Source organism: Patulibacter ginsengiterrae (assembly GCF_056269115.1).
Genome location: NZ_JBWDOG010000018.1, coordinates 34,470 through 54,552 on the forward strand (window position 1 = coordinate 34,470; position 20,083 = coordinate 54,552).

The window sequence follows — 20,083 nt, forward strand, 5'->3', positions numbered from 1 at the left end:
TGTCCCCGACGACCCGGTCCCGCACGTGCCCTCCACCGCTCTCCCGCTCCTCGCCCAGGTCGACACCGGCGGCCCCGGCTACGTCGTCGCCGCCGTGATCGTCTCGGCCGCGCTGCTGCTCGTCTACCTGCTGATCGTCGCGATCCGGGTGCGGGACGCGGCCCGCCGGCTCGAGGTCCTCGAGCAGCGACTGGACGCGGCGAAGGCGCCCGCGGGCGGCGAGGTCGCCGACCCGAACGGTGCCCGCCCCGGGCCGGTCGAGGTCCGCGGATGAACGAGCTGCTCGTCCTCGGGATCTCGCACAAGACGGCCCCGGTCGCCGTGCGCGAGCGGCTGTCGGTCGGCGACCGGCAGCTCGAGCGGATGCTCGCCGAGATGAGCGCGTCGGAGCAGGTCCACGAGGCGGCGATGCTCTCGACCTGCAACCGCACCGAGGTCTACGTCGTCGCGGGCGACCCGGTCCAGGCCGAGGCCGAGCTGCTCGGCCAGATCGCCCGCGCCTCGCGGATGCGCCCGACCGAGCTGGCCGGGCTGGTCTACGCCCCGCGCAACTGCGAGGCGGCCCGCCACCTGTACCGCGTGGCGAGCGGACTCGACTCGATGGTGCTCGGCGAGTACGAGGTCCAGGGTCAGGTCAAGCGGGCCTACGAGATCGCGCTCCGTGCCGGCACCACCGGGCCGCTGCTGAACCGGCTCTTCAAGGCCGCGCTGCGGACCGGCAAGCGGGTCCGGACCGAGACCGGCCTCTCCGAGCGCCGGACGAGCGTCGCCTCGGTCGCCGTCGACCTCGCGGCGCAGAAGGTCGGGCACCTCGAGGACCGCAACGTGATGGTGATCGGCGCGGGCGACATGGCCGAGCTGACCGCCCAGGCGTTCGCGGCCCAGGGCGTCCGGACGCTGTTCGTCTCCAACCGCCACGCCGACCGCGCGCGCTCGCTGGCCGAGCGCTTCGGCGGACGGGTCGGCAGCCTCAGCGAGCTTCCCGAGCAGCTGGAGGAGGCCGACGTCGTCGTCTCCTCGACCGGCTCCCCGCACCCCGTGCTCGGCGCTGAGGCGCTCGGCGCGGTGATGGACGCGCGCCGTGAGCGGGGCGATGAGCGGCCGCTGGTCCTGATCGACATCGCCGTGCCCCGCGACGTCGACCCCGAGTGCGCCGGCGTCGCGGGCGTGACGCTGTTCGACATCGACGACCTCCAGGCCGTCGTCGCCCGCAACCTCGCCGGCCGCGAGGGCGAGACCGAGGTCGCGGAGCAGATCGTCGAGCAGGAGATCCACCGCTTCGCTCGCTGGATGGGCCAGCTCGAGGTGACCCCGACGATCGTCGACCTGCGGACCCGGGCGGGCGAGATCGTCGACATGGTCCTGGCCGAGAACGACGGCCGTTGGGAGTCGGTCAGCCCCGACGATCTGGCGCGGATCGAGCGGGCGGCGCGGACGGTCGTCCAGCGGCTGCTGCACGAGCCGACGGTGCGGCTGAAGGCGGCCCGCGACCGCGACGACGCGCACGGCCAGATCGAGGTCCTGCGGGAGCTGTTCGGGCTTGACGACGCCGAGGTCGCGGCCGACGGCACCGCCGCCGTGCGTGCCCACGCAGCGCCCGCCGCCGCGGCAGCCGACGGCGTGCCGGACAACGTGCGGCCGCTCGCCGCTCGTCGCGCCCAGCACTCGTGATCCGGCTCGGCAGCCGCCGGAGTCCGTTGGCGCTGGCCCAGGCGCACGAGGTCGCCTCCGCGCTGGAACGGGCGGGCCACGAGGTCGAGATCGTCGAGGTCGTCACCACCGGCGACCGCAACCGGGCGCTGCCCGACAAGACGAAGTGGGTCAGTGAGCTGGAGCGGGGACTGGTCGCGGGCGAGATCGACCTCGCCGTCCACTCGGCGAAGGACGTTCCCGGCGAGCTGCCCGAGGGCCTGGCGCTGATCGCCGCCTCGGTTCGGGAGGACCCGCGGGACGTGCTGATCGGTGCCGCCTCGCTCGACGCGCTGCCCGAGGGGGCGCGGGTCGGCACCTCGAGCCTGCGTCGGGCCGCCCAGCTGCGGGCCGCGCGCGCCGACCTGCGGATCGTCGAGGTCCGCGGCAACGTCGACACCCGGCTGGCGCGGCTCGACCGCGGCCACGCCGATCCGATCGACGCGATCGTGCTCGCCGCGGCCGGCCTCCACCGGCTCGGCCGCGAGCCTGAGCTGCTCTCGCCGCTGGTCGGGCCGACGTTCGTCCCTGCCCCGGGCCAGGGCACGATCACGATCGAGGCCCGCGCCGACGACGCCGCGATCCGGGCCGCGATCGCCGACTTCCACGACCCGCGCAACGGCCGCTGCCTGCGGGCCGAGCGAGCGCTCGCGGTCACGCTGGACGCCGACTGCACCAGCGCCCTCGGCGCCTACTGCCGGGCGGACACGGCCGACGGCCCGCTGACGTTGCGCGGCTTCGTCGGGACGCCGGACGGCAGCGGCTGGGCGCTCGACGAGCGGACCGGCGACGACCCCGAGGCACTCGGCGCGCTCGTCGCCGAGCGACTCCGCCGGGCCGGCGCCGACGAGCTGCTGGCCGCCGCCCGCACGGCCGTGACCAGCGGCGAGCCGATCGAGCCCGCCGGTCCCGTGGACTCCGCGTCCGATTCCCGATCCCAGGAGCGCCCGTCGTGAGCACGACCCCGGCCCCCGCCGCGTCCGCCGCGTCCGATTCCGACGCCACGCCGCTCGCGGCCACGCCCGGCACGGTCTACCTCGTCGGCGCCGGCCCCGGCGATCCGGGCCTGATGACGGCGCGCTCGCTCGAGGTGATCGCCGCGGTCGACGTCGTCCTCTACGACAAGCTGATCCCCGACACCGCGCTCGACGGGGCCCGCCCGGACGCCGAGCTGGTCGACGTCGGCAAGCGCGGCGGCGGCGAGCAGGTCCCGCAGGAGACGACCGAGGCGCTGCTGCTCCGCCACGCGCTCGCCGGGCGCTCGGTCGCCCGGGTCAAGGGCGGCGATCCGTTCGTCTTCGGCCGCGGCGGGGAGGAGGCCCAGCGGCTGCGGGCCAACGGGATCCCGTTCGAGGTCGTCCCCGGCGTGACGGCGGGCATCGCCGGCCCCGCCTACGCCGGGATCCCCGTCACCCACCGCGACCACGCCCCGGGCGTGGCCTTCGTGACCGGGCACGAGGATCCGTCCAAGCCCGAGTCGACGATCAACTGGGACGCGCTCGCGGCCTTCCCCGGCACGCTGGTCTTCTACATGGGCGTGCGCCGGCTGCCGGCGATCACCGCCTCCCTGATCGCTGCCGGTCGGGCCGCCGACGAGCCGGTCGCCGTCGTCCAGTCGGGCACCGTCGGCGCCCAGCGCGCGGTCACCGGGACCCTCGAGACGATCGCCGCGATCGCCGCCGAGGCCGGGATCCAGGCGCCCGCGGTCACGATCGTCGGTGCCGTCGCCGGGCTGCGCGAGGAGCTGCGCTGGTTCGAGGACCGGCCGCTGTTCGGGCGGACCGTCGCGGTCACGCGCGCCCGGGCGCAGGCGTCGGGGCTCGCCCGGCGGCTGCGGGGGCTCGGCGCGGAGGTCGTCGAGACCCCGACGATCCGGACCCGCTCGCTCGAGGCGGAGCTGCCGTCGTTGGATGGGGTCGACGTGCTCGCGGTGACGTCGCCGAACGGGGTCCGGGAGCTGGTCGCGGCGCTGCTGCGGTCGGGCCGCGACCTCCGCGACCTCGACGGGATCCTGGTCGCCGCCGTCGGCCCGGGCACCGCCCGCGTCCTGCGCGAGCACGGCCTGCTCGCCGACGTGGTGCCGGAGACCTTCACCGGCGAGGCGCTGGCGGCCGCGATCGAGGCGGCCGCTGCGGCGCCCGACCGCGCGCGTCCGATCCGGCGGGTGCTGCTCGCCCGCGCGGCCACGGCCGGGTCGGCGCTGCCGGAGGGGTTGCGGGCGGCCGGGATCGAGGTCGACGACGTCGCCCTCTACGAGACCGTCGCCGAGCCGCTGCCCGACGAGGCGCTGGCGCGTCTGCGCGACGCGGACTACGTGACCTTCACCTCGGCGTCGACGGCGGGCTTCCTGGCCGCGGCCGGCGGCGTGACCGAGAGCGCCGCCCCCCACGGCCGTCTGCCGGTCGGCCCGACGACGCGCGCCGTCTCGATCGGCCCGGTCACCACCGCGGCGCTCGCCGAGCTGGGCGCGACCCCGGCGGTCGAGGCCGACGAGGCCACGATCGACGGCCTCGTCACCGCGCTGCTCGCGGACGCCGCCGGCCGCTGAGGTCGCCGGGCAGCTGAGGGAAGGGACGACGACTACGACGACGAGGTCGGCGGAGCCGTGCCCGTGCCGCGGTTCGTGTCGTACTCGCCCAGAAGCGTGCCAATCGCGTGACGGTCGTCCGGGAGGCGCTGAGAGGGGCTAGCGTCGCGGCGAATGACGGCTTCGGCGGGGGAGAACGCGACGGGGACCGGGCACGGTCGTCGTGGTTGACCCCCGGTTCCCGGCGCTCAAGGCGCGTGCGCTGCACCGGGTGCTCGTCCGGGACCTCGGATACGTGCGGGTACGCAAGGGGCGAGGCTCGCACCAGCGTCTGAAGGCCCCCGGACGGCCACCGATCACCTGGGCGTTCCACGATCGCCAGACGATCTCGCCGGGGGTGGTGCATGACGTGCTCTGCAAGCAGGTCGGCTTGGACATCGACGATGCCCTGCGGCTACTCTGACGGAAGAGCTCGATGCGTTCGATCCGGATCATCCACACGCACGATCCCGGCTACGGCTGGACGTTCACGAGTCCCGACCTGCCGGGGCTCGTCGGCGGTGACGTGAGCTACCCGGCCGCCCAGCGCCGGGCCGAGTCCGCCGGGCGGTTCGCGATCGAATGCGAGGCCGAGGAGCGGGGGACGTCGATCCCCGACCTGTCCGCTCTCGCCTTCGAGCACGTCGCGCATGATCGCCACCCGGCGTCTGCCTGACCGCCAGCCGCTCAACCGGTGAGCTCGACGGCGCTCGCCCGGTCCTCGGGCGCTCGCCCGATCCGCGACAGCAGCGCGCCGCCGAGCAGCACCGCGCCGGTCGCGAAGAAGACCGCGCGCATCCCGAACGCCCCGGCGACGATGCCGCCGAGCACCGGTCCCAGGACCTGGCCGACGTACTGGGCGGAGACCGAGAGCCCGAGCACCCGGCCGACGACCGCGTCGGGCACGACGTGGCGGATCGAGGCGGTGATCGCCGGCAGCAGCCCACCGAGGCAGAGGCCCATCGCAAACCGCAGCAGCGTCAGCTCCCAGACTCCCTGGGCCAGGCCCTGGAGCGCGAGCAGTGCCGCCGCCGCCAGCAGCGACCCGGTGATCACCCGCGCGTAGCCGACCCGGTCGGCCAGGCGACCGAGCCGCGGAGCGGAGAGGATCCCGCCCAGCGCACCGACGGCCATCACGATCCCCGAGAGCGTCGCGGGGTGGGCGGCGCCGGGTGCGAGCTCGCCGACGAAGACGGTCACGATCGGCTCGAGCGACATCGTCGCCAGCATCAGCAGGCTGGCGGTCGCCAGCAGGATCATCACCCGGGGGCCGCTGGGCAGGGTCCTCCAGGAGGACGCGGGCCGGTCTCCCGTGGGCCGTCCGGGGCCGGAGCGATCGCCGCTGGCGCGGGCGGCGGCCGGACGTTCCTCCCGCAGCCCGAAGCTCGTGGCCAGGAAGGCGACGAAGATCACCGCCCCGGAGACGAGGAACGAGGTCCGCACGCCGACCAGCTCGGGGGCGACGCCGCCGATCAGCGGGCCGACCACGCTCCCGGCCATCACGCCGGTCGAGAGCACGCCGAGCGCCCAGGCGCTGTGTTGCTTCGGGGTCTGCGCGGCGACCAGGATCACCGAGCCGGAGGCGTAGCCGCCCAGCAGACCGGTCAGCAGCCGCAGCGCGACGAGCTGCTCGACGTTCTGGGCCAGCCCGATCAACGACATCGAGATCGCCATCCCCAGGCTGGCCCGGATCAGCATCGACTTGCGGCCGTAGCGGTCGCCCAGCCGCCCCCAGAGCGGGGCGGTCAGCGCGGCGGTCAGGAAGGCCGCACCGTAGGCGACCCCGGACCACCGCACGATCGAGGCGTGGCCCTCGACTCCCAGCTGCTCGACGTAGAGCGGCAGGTAGGGCAGCAGCATCGTCATCGCGACGATCGTCGTGAACGACCCCGCGAGGCAGACGACGAGGTTCCGCCGCCAGTACCGGGATTCGATCGAGACGTCCACCGCACGAACGGTATCACGTACGTTCGTACGGAAAAACGAACAACGGATGCGACTGATGCGGATCTAGGGCCTATATGGCGGACAATCCGCATCAGTTCGGTCCCGCCGCCCGCCGCCCGCCGCCCGCCGCCCGCCGCTCGCTGCGATCCCGCCGCTCGCCGCGATCCCGACCCCGCGCGCCCGCCGCCCGCCCCACCCCTCGTCCCGCCACCAGCCGACCCCGCCGCCGGGCTGCCAACATCACCGGATGGCGACCTGGAACACGGCGATCCTCGATCCGGCCCCGTTGACCGCCGAGCGCTTCGCGGCGATCGAACGGTCGGTCGCCGCGGTGCTCGGCAGCGAGCGCGATCTGGTCGTCGTCCAGGCCGAGGCGATCCTGACCCTGGAGGCGGTCGCGCGGGGCGTGGCGCGGCCCGGCGTCACCTGCCTGAACGTGATCACCGGCCCCTACGGCGCGCACTTCGGCGCGTGGCTGGCGGCGGCCGGGGCGACGGTGGTCGACCTCGAGATCCCCTTCGAGCGGCCCGCGACCGCGGCCGAGATCGGCGACGTGCTCGCCGCCCGGCCGGAGATCTCGGTGCTCTCGATCGTCCACGCCGAGGTCGCGACGGGGACCGCGAACCCGCTGGCCGAGATCGCCGCGGTCGCCCGCGAGCACGACGTCCTGACGATCGTCGACGCCGTCGCCTCGGTCGGGGGTCACCCGCTGCCGATCGACGAGCTCGACCTCGACGTCTGCGTGATCGGGCCGCAGAAGGGCCTCGGCGGCCCGGCTGGCGTCTCCGCCGTCACGCTCAGCGAGCGGGCGTGGGCGACGATCGCCACGAACGCCGACGCCGACGAGGCCCACCTGCTGCGTGGCTCGGCCTTCTCGCTGCTGGACTGGAAGGAGCGCTGGGTCGACGCCGGGCGAACGGCGATCCCGGGGACGCCGTCGGTGCTCGAGATGCTCGGGCTCGAGGCGGCGTGCGCGCGGGTCCTGGCCGAGGGCGTGCCGGCCGCGATCGAGCGCCACCGCGGCGTGGCGATGGCGGTCCGGGCCGGGATCCGGGCGCTCGGCGTCGCGCTCTGGGTCGAGGACGACGGCGACGCCAGCACGCTGTCGACGACGGTCCGCGTGCCGGCGCCGATCGAGCCGCGGGAGCTGGTCGCGCACGCGGAGCGGGCCTACGGGGTGCGGCTGCTGGTCGGTGCCGCGGCGCTCGGGGGCCGCGTCGTCCGGGTCGACCACATGGGCCAGGGGGCGGCGCCGGCCGTGGCGGTCGCCGGGGTCGCCGCGCTCGGCGGGGCGATCCGCGACCTCGGCGGCACGGCCGACGTCGGGGCGGGGGTCGCCGCGACCGTCGAGGGGCTCGGCCGCCTGGTCGGGGTGGCCGTCTGACCGCCCGGTCGGGCGTCGTCGTCGGCGTGGCTGTCCGATCGCGCTGCCCGTCCGATCGGGGCGACCTGCGTCGTCTTGATTAGACTAATCGGATCAGCTTTAGGCTATATTGAAGACGAGTCCCGACGGCGGGCCGTGACCAGGCGCGGGACCCCCGAACGGCCCCCGCGACGCCCGCCACCGTGGACCTCGCTCGCCCGGCCCGCGATCCTCTGGGAAGCGGTCCGGCCCCGAACCGGTTCCCCCCGCCGTCCACGCCGACGCCCGCCCGGGCGACCCCGGAAGACCCCGGCGACCCAGTGGCCGGGTGGCCGGATCCCCATCCCCCCAACCGCTCCGCGCATGATCATCGACACCGAGACCCACGTCTTCTACTTCGCCCGCAGCGCGCGCGACAACCCCGAGCGGGAGACGCTCCGCAAGCACTACACCTGGCACGAGCACGACGGCGATCTGCTCGTCGCGGAGATGGACCACGCCGGCGTCGACAAGACCTTCCTGATCAGCTACGACGGCGAGGACACCCGCGTCGCGGCCGAGTCGGTCGGCTTCGGGATGGAGGACTTCGCCGGCGGCAAGAAGCACGCGCTGCGCCAGATCCGCAAGCACCCCGACCGCCTGCTCTGGTTCTCGGTCGTCAAGGGCCCGCCGCTCTACGACCCGCTCGCCCGCGTGCGGATGGAGATCGGCGAGGGCGCCGTCGGCTTCAAGATGTTCCCGCCGTTCCTCGGGGCCGATCTGCGGGCCGAGCCGTGGGCGAGCGTGCTGGCGGAGCTGGAGGCTCGCGGCTCGCGGCTGCTGCTCTCGTACGAGTACCTGCTGCCGGGGGAGCGGCGGACCGTCGTCGACTTCCTCGACGAGCTCGACGAGGCGCTGGTGCGGGTCCCGAACCTGCCGGTCGCGCTGCTGCACGCCGGCTGCATCGACCCGCTGGTGCCCGACGCCGACCGGGTCGTGCGGCTGCTGGAGCGCCACCCCAACGTCGTGCTCTCCAACGCGATGCCGGGGGCGATCTGGGACGACGGCTGCGAGTACCCGTTCGCGAACCTGCTCGCCCGCGTCCGCCGGCTCCACGAGCGGGTCGGCGCGGACCGCCTGATGTGGGCGACCGACTGGCCCTGGTTCGAGCACGAGATGACCTACAAGCAGAGCATCGACTGCTTCCGCAAGCACGCGCCGTTCCTCGCCGGACGCGAGCTCGAGGCGTTCCTCGGCGGGACCGCCAACCGCTTCCTCGGGGCGGCATGACCGCTGCGGCGAGCACCCGGCGGGCCGGCCCGGGCGAGCTGGTCCTGCGGCAGGTCCGGGCGCTCGACGAGCGCGGGGGCTTCAGCGACCCCGTCGACGTCGTCGTCGAGCACGGCGTGATCCGGTCGGTCGCGGCGAACGCCCGCGTCGGCCGCGACGCGCTCGAGGTCGACGCGGCCGGGCTCTGGCTGATGCCCGGGGTCTTCGACTGCCACACCCACGCCGGGATGTCCTCGGTCGACACGTTGGAGAACCTCCAGACGCCGTTCTCGTTGCGGACGCTCGAGACCGCCCGCAACCTGCGGCGGACGCTGGAGGCGGGCGTGACCTTCACCCGCGACGCGGGCGGGGTCGACGCCGGGGTCCGGACCGCGATCGAGCGGGGCGTGATCAGCGGGCCCGGACTCCAGGTCTCGATCGTGCTGCTGAGCGAGACCGGCGGCCACGCCGACGGCTACCTCTGCGGCCCCGGGCTGGAGCTGTCGACCGAGTACTTCATGCCCGACAGCCCCGACCGGCCGCCGTTCCTGGTCGACGGGGTCGACGGGATGCGGCGGACGGTCCGCCAGGTGCTGCGGGCGGGAGCGGACTGGATCAAGGTCTGCGTCAGCGGCGGGGTCTTCGGCGGGATCGAGGCGGCGCAGGCCCCCGAGCTGTCGGTCGCCGAGGTCGAGGTCGCCGTCGCCGAGGCGGCGCGTCGCGGCAAGCACGTGATGGCCCACGCGGTCGGCGCGGGCGGGATCGAGCTGGCGCTCGACGCCGGCGTCCGCTCGATCGAGCACGGGATCTTCCTCGACGAGCGGCAGGCCGCCCGGATGGCCGCGACCGGGACGTTCCTGGTCCCGACGCTGGTGATCTACGAGGACGTCGCCCGCCGCGTCCGCGAGGCGCCCGAGGCGTTCCCGTCGCACGTGGTCGCGAGCGCCGGCGCGCTCCAGCCGCGGCTCGGCGAGGCGGTCCGGCTGGCCCACGCGCACGGGGTCCCGATCGCGCTCGGGAGCGACTTCGCGACCGCGGCCGACCACGGCCGCAACCTCGAGGAGATCACGCTGCTCCACCGCGCCGGTCTCTCGGTCGAGGACGCGCTGCTGGCGGCGACCGTCCGTGGCGCCGAGCTCTGCGGGGTCGCCGACCACCACGGCCGGATCGCCCCCGGCCAGGCCTTCGACGCACTGCTGCTCGACCGCGACCCGGGCGACCTCTCGCTGTTCCTCGAACGGGGCGCCGTGACGGGCGTCTTCCGGGCCGGAACGCCGGTCGTCAGCCACCCGCGGGTCGCGGCAGCGGTTGGGGGACGAGCATGAGCGGCGGTCCCAACGGCGGCGCGGTTCGCCTCGACCACGTGACCAAGCGGTTCGGGGCGCTGGTCGCCGTCGACGACGTCACGCTGGAGGTCGAGGCCGGCGAGTTCCTGGCGATCCTCGGCCCGAGCGGGAGCGGCAAGACGACGACGATGCGGATGATCGGCGGCTTCGACCGGCCCGACGTCGGCACGGTCGCACTCGACGGGGTCGACGTGACCGCACAGCCGGCCCACCGCCGCGACGTCAACACCGTCTTCCAGAACTACGGCCTGTTCCCGCACCTCGACGTGCGCGACAACGTCGCCTACGGGCTGCGGATGAAGGGCGTCGGCAAGCAGGACCGGCGTCGCCAGGCCGCGGAGGCGCTGGCGCTGGTCCGGCTCGAGGGGGTCGCCCGCAGTCGTCCGGCGGCGCTCTCCGGCGGGATGCAGCAGCGGGTCGCGCTCGCCCGCGCGCTCGTCAACCGTCCGCGGGTGCTGCTGCTCGACGAGCCGCTCGGCGCCCTCGACCGCAAGCTCCGCGAGGAGATGCAGATCGAGCTGCGGCAGATCCAGGACGCCGTCGGCATCACCTTCGTCCACGTCACGCATGACCAGGAGGAGGCGCTCGCGATGGCCGACCGTTTGGTCGTCATGCGGGACGGGCGGATCGAGCAGGTCGGGGTCCCGGCCGACGTCTACGACGCCCCGGCCTCGCTGTGGGTGGCGGACTTCGTCGGATCGAGCAACCAGCTCCCGGGCGTGGTCGCGGTGGCCGGCGAGCGGGTCGCGATCGAGAGCGACGTGGCCCGCCTGCGGGTCGGCCAGGTGCACGGGCCGTTGGCCGCGGGCGAGCGTGCCGTCGCGGTCGTCCGTCCCGAGCGGGTGCGGGTCTCGCCCGCCGACGACGGCACGCCGGACGCCGCCAACCGGGTCCGGGCGCGGGTCGAGGAGCTGCTGACCGTCGGCGCGCAGCTGAAGCTCGTCGCGACGACGCCCGGCGGCCTGCGGCTGACCGCACGGCTGGCCCGCGACGACGGTGGCCTGCCGTCACTGACGACCGGCCAGGACGTCTGGCTCTCGTGGGACCCCGCCGCCACCCACGCCTACCCCGCGGCGCCCGGCCCGGGACGATCTTCCATAACGCAACAGGAGCACCAGCATGACGCGTGAGCGTTCACAGGACCCGGTCTTCGGTCGGACCGGTACCCGTCGCAGCTTCCTTGCCGCGACCGGCGTCGCCGGCGCCGCCGCCTTCCTCGCGGCCTGCGGCTCGGACACGAAGAGCGGCAGCACGGCGTCGACCACGGCGACCAGCGGCGGGACGGGCCTGGTCAAGGGCGGCGAGCTCAACGTCTACACCTGGCCGGACTACTTCTCCAAGCAGAACCTGGCCGCGTACCGCAAGGCGACCGGCACCGACCTGCGGATCTCGACCTACTCCGACAACGACACGCTGTTCGCGAAGCTCAACGCGGCCAACGGCTCGGGCTACGACATCGTGATCCCCAGCTCCGGCTACGTGCAGCAGCTTGCCGAGCGCGGCAAGCTGCAGGAGCTCGACCACGAGCGGATCCCGTTCGACACGCTCGATCCGTCGCTGCTCGACAAGGAGTACGACCCGGGCAACCGGTTCTCGATCCCCAAGGACTGGGGCGTGCTCGGCGTGGTCTACGACCCGGCCGCGGTCGGCGGGACGATCAAGACCTGGCAGGACGTGCTCGACGCCGGGGCGAAGCCGGGCGTCAGCGGCAAGGTCCGGCTCTCGGACTCCGGCTGGGAGAGCATCGGGATGGCGATCTGGGCCGCCGGCCAGAAGATCAACACCACCGACGAGAACGTGATCCGGCAGGGCGCGGACGTGCTCAAGGGCTTCGCCAAGCACGTCAAGACGTTCGAGGCCTACGACGCCGACGCGCTCGTCCAGGGCACGATCGTGCTCAGCCAGTGCAACCAGGCCCAGGCCCGCAACGCGATCCTCCAGAACGCGAAGCTGCAGTTCGTGATCCCGGGGCCGAGCAGCGAGCTGTGGGTCGACGCCTACGCGATCCCGGCCGGCGCGCCGAACGTCGACCAGGCCTACTCGTTCCTCAACTTCCTGCTGGAGCCGAAGCGTCAGGTGATCGACACCAAGTACATCGGCTACCCGGCGGCGCTCAAGGGCCTCGAGCAGCTGCTGCCGAAGGACACGAAGGAGCGCGAGCTGATCTTCGGGGGCAAGGACGCGAACCTCGACGTGCTCGAGACCTACGTCGTCAACCCGAAGACGGCGCAGCTCTACGCGGACCTCCAGAACGAGATCCAGGCCGCCGCCGCCTGAGCGATGCGGCGTGGGGGAAGCACGACCGGGCCGCGGTGGGGAGCGAACCTCACCGCGGCACTGCCGCTGGCCTGGCTGCTGGCGCTGTTCGTCGTGCCGCTCGGGTTCACCGTCATCTACGCCTTCGGGCACTCGGTCTTCGGGGCGGTCGAGGTCGGCTTCACGCTCGACAACTTCCGGTCCGCGCTCTCGGGCTTCTACCTCGACGTCTTCCTCCGCTCGCTGCGGTTCGCCGCGCTCGGGACCGCGCTCTGCCTGGTCGCCGCGGTCCCCGTGGCCTACTTCATCGCCCGCAAGGCCGGGCGCTTCCGGACCCCGCTGCTGCTGCTCGTGCTGGTGCCGTACCTGACCAGCTTCCTGCTCCGGATCCTCTCTTGGAAGATCCTGCTCTCGCCCGGAGGGCAGGTCGAGGCGGTGCTGAACGCCGTCGGCCTCCACCACGGCCAGCTCGACGTGCTCTACACCCAGACGGCGGTCTTCATCGGGATCGTCTACGCCTATCTGCCGCTGATGGTGGTGCCGCTCTACGTCGCCTTCCTGCGGATCCCGGCGACCACGCTGGAGGCGAGCAAGGACCTCGGGGCGGGCCGGCTCCGCACCTTCTGGAGCGTCAGCTTGCCCCTCGCCCGGCCCGGTCTGGCGACCGCGATCCTGCTGGTCTTCGTGCCGATGTCGGGCGAGGTGATCGTCCCCGACCTGCTCGGCGGCGGCAAGGGGATGCTGCTGGGCGGGCTGATCAGCCGCCAGTACCTCAACTCGCAGAACTACGCGCTCGGCTCGGCGATGGCGGTGCTGGTGCTGCTCGTGCTCGCGATCGCCGTGGCGATCCTCGCCCGGCTGACGCGCAGCTTCGACGAGGTGCCCCGTTGAGCCGGCTGCGCGGTCGCGGGCCCGACGTCGCGCTCGGGGCCTGGACCCTGATCGCGTTGGTCTTCCTGTTCGCGCCGGTCGTGATCGCCGTCGTCTACGCCTTCAACGAGGGGGTCGCCGACAAGCAGTCGGCCGACTTCACCGCCTTCACCACCCGGTGGTTCTCGGACGCCTGGGGCGACGAGACGCTGCGCAGCGCGGTGGCGGCCAGCGTGCGGGTCTCGCTCGGCGTGATGGTGGTGGCGACGATCCTCGGCACGGCGACGGGACTGGCGATGGCCCGCCACCACCGTCGCGGCGTGCGGGCGCTGCTGCAGGCGCTGGTCTACCTGCTGCTGATCGTGCCCGAGGTCGTGCTCGGCGTCTCGCTGCTGCTCTTCTACACCAAGCTCCACGGCACGCTCGGGACGGGCACGCTGATCGCGGCCCACACGCCGTCGACGATCGCGGTGGTCGCGCTGGTCGTCCGCTCGCGGGCGGTGGCCCTGGACCGGACCGTCGAGGAGTCGGCCACCGACCTCGGCGCCCGCGGCTGGCAGGTCGTCCGCGACGTGCTGCTGCCGCAGCTGCGACCGGCGATCGTGGCCAGCGCGGTGCTCGCCTTCACGTTCTCGTTCGACAACGTCGTGATCTCGCAGTTCCTGACCACGCCGACCGTCAACACGCTGCCGGTCTACCTCTTCGGGACGATCCACTACGGCACCGCGCCGACGGTCTACGCGGTCGCGGCGATGATGCTGGCCTTCACCTTCGCGGTGCTGGCGCTGGCGGCGGTGCTCTACTGGTGGCTGAGCCGACGGAGCGGCGCACGGGTGGTGCCGCGCTCCCCGGCCGGCTGAGCGGCGTCGGATCCCCTTCCGGCAGGATCCCCGTCTAGGATCTTCCGATCGAGCGCACGACCGTCACCTTCCTCTCGGACTACGGGCTCGACGACGAGTTCGTCGGGGTCTGCCATGCCGTCATCGCCCGGATCGCCCCCGGGGCACGGGTCATCGACCTGACCCACGGCGTCCCGTCGTACGACGTCCGGCTGGGCGCGATCACGCTCCAGCGGTCGTTGCCCTACACCGCTCCCGGCGTCCACCTCGCGGTCGTCGATCCGGAGGTCGGCGGTCGCCGCCGGCCGATCGCGATCCAGGTCGCCGAGGACGACCGGATCCTGGTCGGGCCGGACAACGGGCTGCTGTGGCTCGCGGCGCAGCGCTTCGGCGGGATCGTCCAGGCGGCCGACCTGACCCGCTCGCCGTACCGGCTCGAGCCGGTCTCCGCGACCTTCCACGGCCGCGACATCTTCGCGCCGATCGCCGCGCGCCTGGCCGCCGGCCTCGACCTCCACGACGTCGGCGAGCCGTTCGATCCCGACGCCGTCCAGCCGATGCCGATGCCGATGGCCGAGCTGGAGGGGGACGACCTCGTCGCCCACGTCGTCGCGTTCGACGGCTTCGGCAACGTGATGCTGGACCTCGAGCACGAGGAGCTGACGGCGGGCTTCGGGCTGCGGCTCGGCGAGCCGGTCGACATCAACGGCACCCCGGGCGTCTACGCGTCGACCTTCGCCGACGTCGAGGCGGGCACGCTGCTGCTCTACCAGGACGCGAACCGGGCGATGGCGGTCGCGGTCAACCGCTCGTCGGCCCGCGAGGTCCTCGAGCTGGCCCGCGACGACCGCGTCCGGATCCGCCGCGCATGATGGCGGCGGACGGCAGTCCCGGCCCGGCCCCCGGTCGGGGCCACGCGGACGACGTGCGGGGTGCGCGACCGCTCGGCGAGCCCCGCCACCACCTCGACGAGGTGGGCTCGACCAACGACGTCGCCCGCCGACTCGCCGGTGACGGCGCCCCGCACGGCACGACGGTGACCGCGGGCCGCCAGACGGCCGGTCGTGGTCGGCAGGGGCGGACGTGGGTCGCTCCGGAGGGTCAGGCGCTGACCGTCTCGGTCGTGCTGCGGGACCTGCCGCAGCTGTCGTTGCTGCCGCTCGCGGTCGCGGTCGCGGTCGCGGAGACGGCGGGAGCGACGGCCCGGATCAAGTGGCCGAACGACGTCGTCTTCGTCGACCAGCGCGACGGTCGTCTGCGCAAGGTCGCCGGGATCCTCTGCGAGGCGCGGCCGGGCGAGGGCTGGGCGGTCGCCGGCATCGGCCTCAACGTCGCGGTCGACGTCGACGCGCTGCCGGAGGAGATCGGCGCCCGCGCCGCGAGCATGGGCTGCCGACCCGACGAGCTGGAGAGCGTGCTCGAGGAGCTGCTGGAGCGGTTGGCCGCGGCGCTCGCGCGTCCGGCCTGGGAGCTGCTCGATCGCTGGCGTGCGCGGGACGTGCTGCGCGGCCGTACTATCGGCTGGACCACGCCGGGTGCTGCGTCGGAGACGCCGACGACCGGGGTCGTCGATGGCGTAGACGACAGCGGAAACCTGCGGGTGCGGGTGGCGGGCGAGATCGTCTCGCTGGCGGCCGGCGAAGTCCACCTGGTGCTCTGAGCGGCGCCGACCGTTCGGTCGTCGCCGCGCCGGGGGCCGGCCTTCAGCCGCGGGTGTCCGCGAGCACGCGGTGGAGGAGCGAGGAGATCTCCTCGGCCAGGACCTCGCGGCCGTCGGGCTCGGGCAGCTCGATCCCCTGGACGACCGTGGTGAACATGTACCGCTCGAGCAGCATCGCCAGCAGCACCACGCGGCTGACGGCGCGGGGGGCCGGCGGCAGTCCGGCCCGCTCCAGGACGGCGACCGCCAGCGACCGGATCGTGTCGTTGAGCGCCTGACTGACGCCGAAGTCGACGGCGTCGGCCTGGATCGCGACGCCGGCGTGGACCCGGTGGCGCTCCCAGACCGCGGCGATCCGGTGGATCTCGGGGAGCACGGTCGCGGTGTCGATCGGGTCGAGCGCCAGCAACGGGGCGTAGGCGTCGAGCAGGTCGGGGACGGCGAGCGCGCCGATCTGCTGGGCGATCTCGACCTTGCTCGTGAAGTGCAGGTAGAAGGTGGTCCGATTGGCGCCGGCGAGGCGCGCGATCTCCTCGATCGTGGCGTCGCCGAAGCCGCGTCGCTCGAAGACGCGGATCGCCGCCTCGATCAGACGGTCGCGGGTCAGGGAGCGTTGGGCGTCGCGCAGGGGCGTGGTCGTGCTGGGCTCGGTGGGGCGGGACACGTGTGGACCCTATTCGAGCCGCGGGATAATGTGTTTGTTCGTGTACCGGTGTCCGTGCCGGCGTGCGTACGGTGATCGGCTCGGGAGGGCGGGGGTGTTCCCGGGCGCGTTGCGTGCGGGCCCGGAGTCGATGGCCATTCCGACCAGACGGTACTGTCTCGCCATGCGCAGATTCCACAGCATCGCGGAGCTCCGGTCGTGCGTCGGGACCGAGGTCGGCGTCAGTCCCTGGCTGACCGTGACCCAGGAGCAGGTCGACGCGTTCGCCGACGTGACGGGGGATCACCAGTGGATCCACGTCGATCCGGCTCGGGCGGCGGGTACGGCGTTCGGCGGGACGATCGCCCACGGTCTCTTCACGCTCAGCCTCGGCCCGCAGCTGACCGGGCAGATCCTGGTGATCGAGGGGATCGGCTTCGGGGTCAACTACGGCTACGGCAAGGTCCGCTTCCCGGCGCCGCTGCCGGTCGGGTCACGGCTCCGGATGCGGGCGACGCTCTCCGCGCTCGAGGACGTCACGGGCGGGGTGCAGATGACGATGACCCAGACCTTCGAGGTCGAGGGGGCGGAGAAGCCGGTCTGCGTGGCGGAGTCGCTGGGGCGGCTCTACCCTCTCGCCTGAGCATCCGCCCGGGCCGTCGTGCGCGGGCGTCGCGGCCGTGGTGGACGGGCGATCCTGAGCGTCGGCGCCGTCGATCGGGGGAATCCGCTCCGTGTGTGCCTTGACGCCGGAGTGGCCCCGCGGATAGGGTTTCATACCGACTGGTCGGTGTTGTACCGAGGGAGAGCCGCAGTGCCCGTGAGCGAAGTCCATCATGTCGCCGTCACCGTTGCCGATCTGGAGCGCGCGACGGCGTTCTACGCCGAGGGTCTCGGCTACCGCAAGACGCTCTCAGCGGCGGTCGGCGGGCCGGAGATGTCCCGCTCGCTCGGCTTGCCGGAGGGCACCCACGGGCGGATCCAGTACCTCCAGGGCCCATCCCAGATCGGCCAGCTCGAGCTGATCGAGTGGGCCGGCGATCCCGGGGCGCAGGCGCGCTCCGGCCACCGCGAGCTCGGCACCTTCCTGCTCAGCTTCCAGGTCCCGGTCGACGAGCTCGACGAGCTGCACGACCGGCTCGCCCGGCTCGGCGGCGACTGCATCGGTCGACCGGAGCGGGTCCTGCTCGAGAACTACGGCCACATCCACGCGTTCGCCGCGCGCGACCCCGACGGCAACCTGCTGGAGTTCGTCTCGCTGCCCACGCGCGAGGAGATCCGGGCCTACCGCGAGCAGCTGGCGGCGGGGGCGGGCGACTGATGGCGACCGCGAACCTCAGCCGGCTGCTGCGTCGCAACGCCGTCCGGCGGGCGGCCAAGGAGGCGCTCGTCGACGGCGACCGCCGCTGGACGTACCGCGCGCTGGACGCCGCCGTCGACCATCACGCCCAGGCCCTGCTCGAGGCCGGCGTGCGCCCGGGGGAGATCGTCGGGATCCTCGGCCGCAACCACGCCACCTACCTGATCGAGGTCTACGCGATCGCCCGGGTCGGCGCGATCCTGCTGCCGCTCAACTGGCGGCTGCACGAGCGCGAGCTCGGCTACATCGTCGCGCACTCGGGACTCTCGACCCTGCTCGTCGACGACGAGTTCGCGGCCAAGGCCACCGCCGTCGCGGCCGCGGTCCCCGCCCTCCGGCGGACGATCGTCCACGGCCCGGTCGGCGACGAGAGCGGCCTGCCGGGCGCCGGCGGGGAGCCCGCGTCGACGGCCGACGCGCCCGCGCCCGACGAGCCGCTGCGGCTCGCGGAGCTGCTGGCGGGCACCGTCGGCCGTCCGCCGGTCCCCGACGCGGAGGTCGGCCTCGACGACGTCCAGCGGATCCTCTACACCTCGGGTACGACCTCGCGGCCGAAGGGGGTCGTGCAGACCCACGGCAACGTCGTCCACAACCTGCTCGGGCAGCTGCTGGAGCTGGAGCTGTCGGCCGCCGACCGGACGATGCTCTCGGCGCCGCTGTTCCACGTCAGCGGACTCGAGGCACCGGGCCTGACGGTGCTCGCCGCCGGCGGCACGATGGTGATCACGCGGACCTACGCCGGCCCGGAGATCGTGCGCCTGGCGGCCGCCGAGCGCGTTACCGGCGTCGTCCTCGCCGCCCAGATCCTGCACGACATCCTGGCGATGCCGGACCTCGCCGAGCACGACCTCTCGCCGCTGCGGTTCGCGATCTTCGGCGGCGTTCCGCCGGCGGTCCGGCGACGCTTCCAGGACGCCTTCCCCCGTGTCCGCTCGATCGACACCTTCGGGATGACCGAGCTGACCAACGGCGCCTGCTATCTCGACGAGGCGCATTCGCGCAGCAAGCTCGGGTCGCAGGGGACGGCGTTCCCGCTGGTGGACGTGCGGGTGGTCGGGCCCGAGGGCGAGCCGTTGCCCGCCGGCGAGGTCGGGGAGATCGTGGTTCGCGGTCCGAAGGTCTCGCCCGGCTACTGGCGTGATCCGGAGACGACCGCGAAGGCCTGGCGCGACGGCTGGTTCCGCAGCGGTGACGCCGGCTCGATCGATGAGGACGGCTTCCTCTGGTTCGTCGACCGCAAGGGCGACATGATCAAGACCGGCGGCGAGAACGTGGCCAGTGCCGAGATCGAGCGGGCGATCGCGGACCATCCGGCGGTCGCCGAGGTGGCGGTCGTGGCGGTCCCCGATCCCCGTTGGGACGAGGCGCCGAAGGCGTTCATCGTCCTCCGCGAAGGCGCCGTCTGCGACGAGCAGGAGATCGTCGCCCACTGCGAGGCGCAGCTCGCCCGCTTCAAGCGGCCCAAGCACGTGGCCTTCGTGCCCGGGCTGCCCCGCAATGACTCCGGGAAGGTCCTCAAGCGGATGCTGCGCGACGCGGAGTACGAAGGCACGACGCGCACGGAGGTGGTCGCATGAGCGGCACGCAGACCGACCGCGGCGAGCATCCGGACCCGGCCACCGCCGCGGTGATCCGCGACGTCGACGAGGTCCTGACCACGACCCGCGCCGTCCGCCGTCGGCTCGACCTCGAGCGGCCGGTCGAGCGTGCGACGCTCGAGCACTGCATCGAGTTGGCTCGCCAGGCCCCGATCGCCGAGAACCAGGAGGTCGCGCGGTTCGTCGTCGTCCAGCGCCCCGACCTGCGGGCGATCGTGGCTGGCGCCTACCGCCGCTCGATCGAGGAGTTCGTGATGGCCCCGCTGCGGGCGAGTGCGGCGAGGCGGGCTGCAGCCGGCAAGTCGTCGCGGACGCCCGACGCGCGGACCCAGCGCGTGATGTCGAGCGCGAAGCACCTCGTCGACCACCTCCACGAGGTCCCGGCGCTGGTCCTGGCGGGGACCGTCGATCGGATCCCGCCGGAGCCCGTGGGGGCCCACGCGAGCGCCTTCTACGGCTCGGTCTACCCGGCGGTCTGGTCGCTCCAGCTGGCGTTGCGCTCGCGCGGGCTCGGCTCGTCGATCACCTGCATCCACCTGCACCACGCCGACGAGGTCGCGGAAGCGCTGGAGCTGCCGGACGCGTTCGTCCAGGTCGCGCTGCTGCCGGTCGCCTACACGCTCGGGCTCGACTTCCGCCGGGCGCCGCGACGGCCCGCCGCGGAGGCCGTCTCGTGGGACACCTGGGGCGGAGCCTGA

General features: G+C 73.6%; 21 protein-coding genes. 19 read left to right on the forward strand and 2 right to left on the reverse strand.

What is annotated here, in order from left to right:
• Nucleotides 1–25 precede the first annotated feature (25 nt).
• From ACVUH9_RS18750 to ACVUH9_RS18775, 6 genes are all read left to right on the forward strand, one after another.
• A complete protein-coding gene (locus tag ACVUH9_RS18750; protein ID WP_475759681.1) occupies nt 26–274 on the forward strand; it encodes a hypothetical protein in 249 nt (82 codons plus the stop codon).
• On the forward strand, nt 271–1,671 hold the full coding sequence (hemA, locus tag ACVUH9_RS18755) for a glutamyl-tRNA reductase (RefSeq protein WP_475759683.1): 1,401 nt from the start codon (nt 271–273) through the stop codon (nt 1,669–1,671). Before ACVUH9_RS18750 ends, hemA begins: the two co-directional genes overlap by 4 nt.
• Entirely contained in the window at nt 1,668–2,645 is a 978-nt protein-coding gene (gene hemC / locus ACVUH9_RS18760; protein WP_475759685.1) for a hydroxymethylbilane synthase, read from the forward strand. The genes hemA and hemC overlap by 4 nt, the downstream gene beginning before the upstream one ends.
• Nucleotides 2,642–4,237 carry a uroporphyrinogen-III C-methyltransferase gene (cobA, locus tag ACVUH9_RS18765; RefSeq protein WP_475759687.1) on the forward strand — a complete coding sequence of 532 codons (1,596 nt, stop codon included), beginning with the start codon at nt 2,642–2,644 and terminating at the stop codon, nt 4,235–4,237. The genes hemC and cobA overlap by 4 nt, the downstream gene beginning before the upstream one ends.
• Before the next feature lie 202 nt (nt 4,238–4,439).
• A complete protein-coding gene (locus ACVUH9_RS18770; protein ID WP_475759689.1) occupies nt 4,440–4,679 on the forward strand; it encodes a type II toxin-antitoxin system HicA family toxin in 240 nt (79 codons plus the stop codon).
• 12 nt (nt 4,680–4,691) lie between these two features.
• On the forward strand, nt 4,692–4,931 hold the full coding sequence (locus ACVUH9_RS18775) for a hypothetical protein (protein WP_475759691.1): 240 nt from the start codon (nt 4,692–4,694) through the stop codon (nt 4,929–4,931).
• Nucleotides 4,932–4,942: 11 nt separating this feature from the next.
• Here ACVUH9_RS18775 and ACVUH9_RS18780 read toward each other — a convergent pair whose 3' ends face one another.
• Nucleotides 4,943–6,202, reverse strand: coding sequence for an MFS transporter (locus tag ACVUH9_RS18780; RefSeq protein WP_475759693.1), 1,260 nt, complete (start codon nt 6,200–6,202; stop codon nt 4,943–4,945).
• Between the two features lie 247 nt (nt 6,203–6,449).
• On the opposite strand from ACVUH9_RS18780, the gene ACVUH9_RS18785 reads away from it, so the two are divergent.
• From ACVUH9_RS18785 to ACVUH9_RS18825, 9 genes are all read left to right on the forward strand, one after another.
• Entirely contained in the window at nt 6,450–7,586 is a 1,137-nt protein-coding gene (locus tag ACVUH9_RS18785) for a pyridoxal-phosphate-dependent aminotransferase family protein (protein WP_475759695.1), read from the forward strand.
• Nucleotides 7,587–7,928: 342 nt separating this feature from the next.
• Nucleotides 7,929–8,834, forward strand: a complete 906-nt coding sequence (locus ACVUH9_RS18790) for an amidohydrolase family protein (protein WP_475759697.1) — start codon at nt 7,929–7,931, stop codon at nt 8,832–8,834.
• Entirely contained in the window at nt 8,831–10,138 is a 1,308-nt protein-coding gene (locus ACVUH9_RS18795) for a metal-dependent hydrolase family protein (RefSeq protein WP_475759699.1), read from the forward strand. The genes ACVUH9_RS18790 and ACVUH9_RS18795 overlap by 4 nt, the downstream gene beginning before the upstream one ends.
• The gene (locus ACVUH9_RS18800; RefSeq protein WP_475759701.1) at nt 10,135–11,289 is read left to right on the forward strand and encodes an ABC transporter ATP-binding protein; all 1,155 of its coding nucleotides are present in this window, start codon (nt 10,135–10,137) and stop codon (nt 11,287–11,289) included. Before ACVUH9_RS18795 ends, ACVUH9_RS18800 begins: the two co-directional genes overlap by 4 nt.
• Nucleotides 11,279–12,436, forward strand: coding sequence for a polyamine ABC transporter substrate-binding protein (locus ACVUH9_RS18805; RefSeq protein WP_475759703.1), 1,158 nt, complete (start codon nt 11,279–11,281; stop codon nt 12,434–12,436). The genes ACVUH9_RS18800 and ACVUH9_RS18805 overlap by 11 nt, the downstream gene beginning before the upstream one ends.
• A gap of 3 nt (nt 12,437–12,439) precedes the next feature.
• Nucleotides 12,440–13,306 (forward strand): ABC transporter permease, encoded by an 867-nt coding sequence (locus tag ACVUH9_RS18810; protein ID WP_475759705.1) that lies wholly within the window; start codon nt 12,440–12,442, stop codon nt 13,304–13,306.
• Nucleotides 13,303–14,145: an ABC transporter permease gene (locus ACVUH9_RS18815; RefSeq protein WP_475759707.1), complete on the forward strand. Its 843-nt coding sequence runs from the start codon at nt 13,303–13,305 to the stop codon at nt 14,143–14,145. The genes ACVUH9_RS18810 and ACVUH9_RS18815 overlap by 4 nt, the downstream gene beginning before the upstream one ends.
• A gap of 47 nt (nt 14,146–14,192) precedes the next feature.
• Complete coding sequence (locus tag ACVUH9_RS18820; RefSeq protein WP_475759789.1) at nt 14,193–14,996, forward strand: SAM hydrolase/SAM-dependent halogenase family protein; 804 nt, start codon at nt 14,193–14,195, stop codon at nt 14,994–14,996.
• A 53-nt stretch (nt 14,997–15,049) separates the two neighbouring features.
• Nucleotides 15,050–15,784 (forward strand): biotin--[acetyl-CoA-carboxylase] ligase, encoded by a 735-nt coding sequence (locus ACVUH9_RS18825; RefSeq protein WP_475759709.1) that lies wholly within the window; start codon nt 15,050–15,052, stop codon nt 15,782–15,784.
• 43 nt (nt 15,785–15,827) lie between these two features.
• Here ACVUH9_RS18825 and ACVUH9_RS18830 read toward each other — a convergent pair whose 3' ends face one another.
• Nucleotides 15,828–16,448: a TetR/AcrR family transcriptional regulator gene (locus ACVUH9_RS18830; RefSeq protein WP_475759711.1), complete on the reverse strand. Its 621-nt coding sequence runs from the start codon at nt 16,446–16,448 to the stop codon at nt 15,828–15,830.
• Nucleotides 16,449–16,611: 163 nt separating this feature from the next.
• Between ACVUH9_RS18830 and ACVUH9_RS18835 the strand changes: the two genes are divergently transcribed.
• The 4 genes from ACVUH9_RS18835 to ACVUH9_RS18850 all read left to right on the forward strand — a co-directional run bounded on the left by ACVUH9_RS18835 (nt 16,612) and on the right by ACVUH9_RS18850 (nt 20,083).
• Nucleotides 16,612–17,070, forward strand: coding sequence for a MaoC family dehydratase (locus tag ACVUH9_RS18835; RefSeq protein ID WP_475759713.1), 459 nt, complete (start codon nt 16,612–16,614; stop codon nt 17,068–17,070).
• Nucleotides 17,071–17,247: 177 nt separating this feature from the next.
• Nucleotides 17,248–17,748, forward strand: coding sequence for a VOC family protein (locus ACVUH9_RS18840; protein ID WP_475759715.1), 501 nt, complete (start codon nt 17,248–17,250; stop codon nt 17,746–17,748).
• On the forward strand, nt 17,748–19,364 hold the full coding sequence (locus tag ACVUH9_RS18845) for a class I adenylate-forming enzyme family protein (RefSeq protein ID WP_475759716.1): 1,617 nt from the start codon (nt 17,748–17,750) through the stop codon (nt 19,362–19,364). Before ACVUH9_RS18840 ends, ACVUH9_RS18845 begins: the two co-directional genes overlap by 1 nt.
• Nucleotides 19,361–20,083: a nitroreductase family protein gene (locus tag ACVUH9_RS18850; RefSeq protein WP_475759718.1), complete on the forward strand. Its 723-nt coding sequence runs from the start codon at nt 19,361–19,363 to the stop codon at nt 20,081–20,083. The genes ACVUH9_RS18845 and ACVUH9_RS18850 overlap by 4 nt, the downstream gene beginning before the upstream one ends.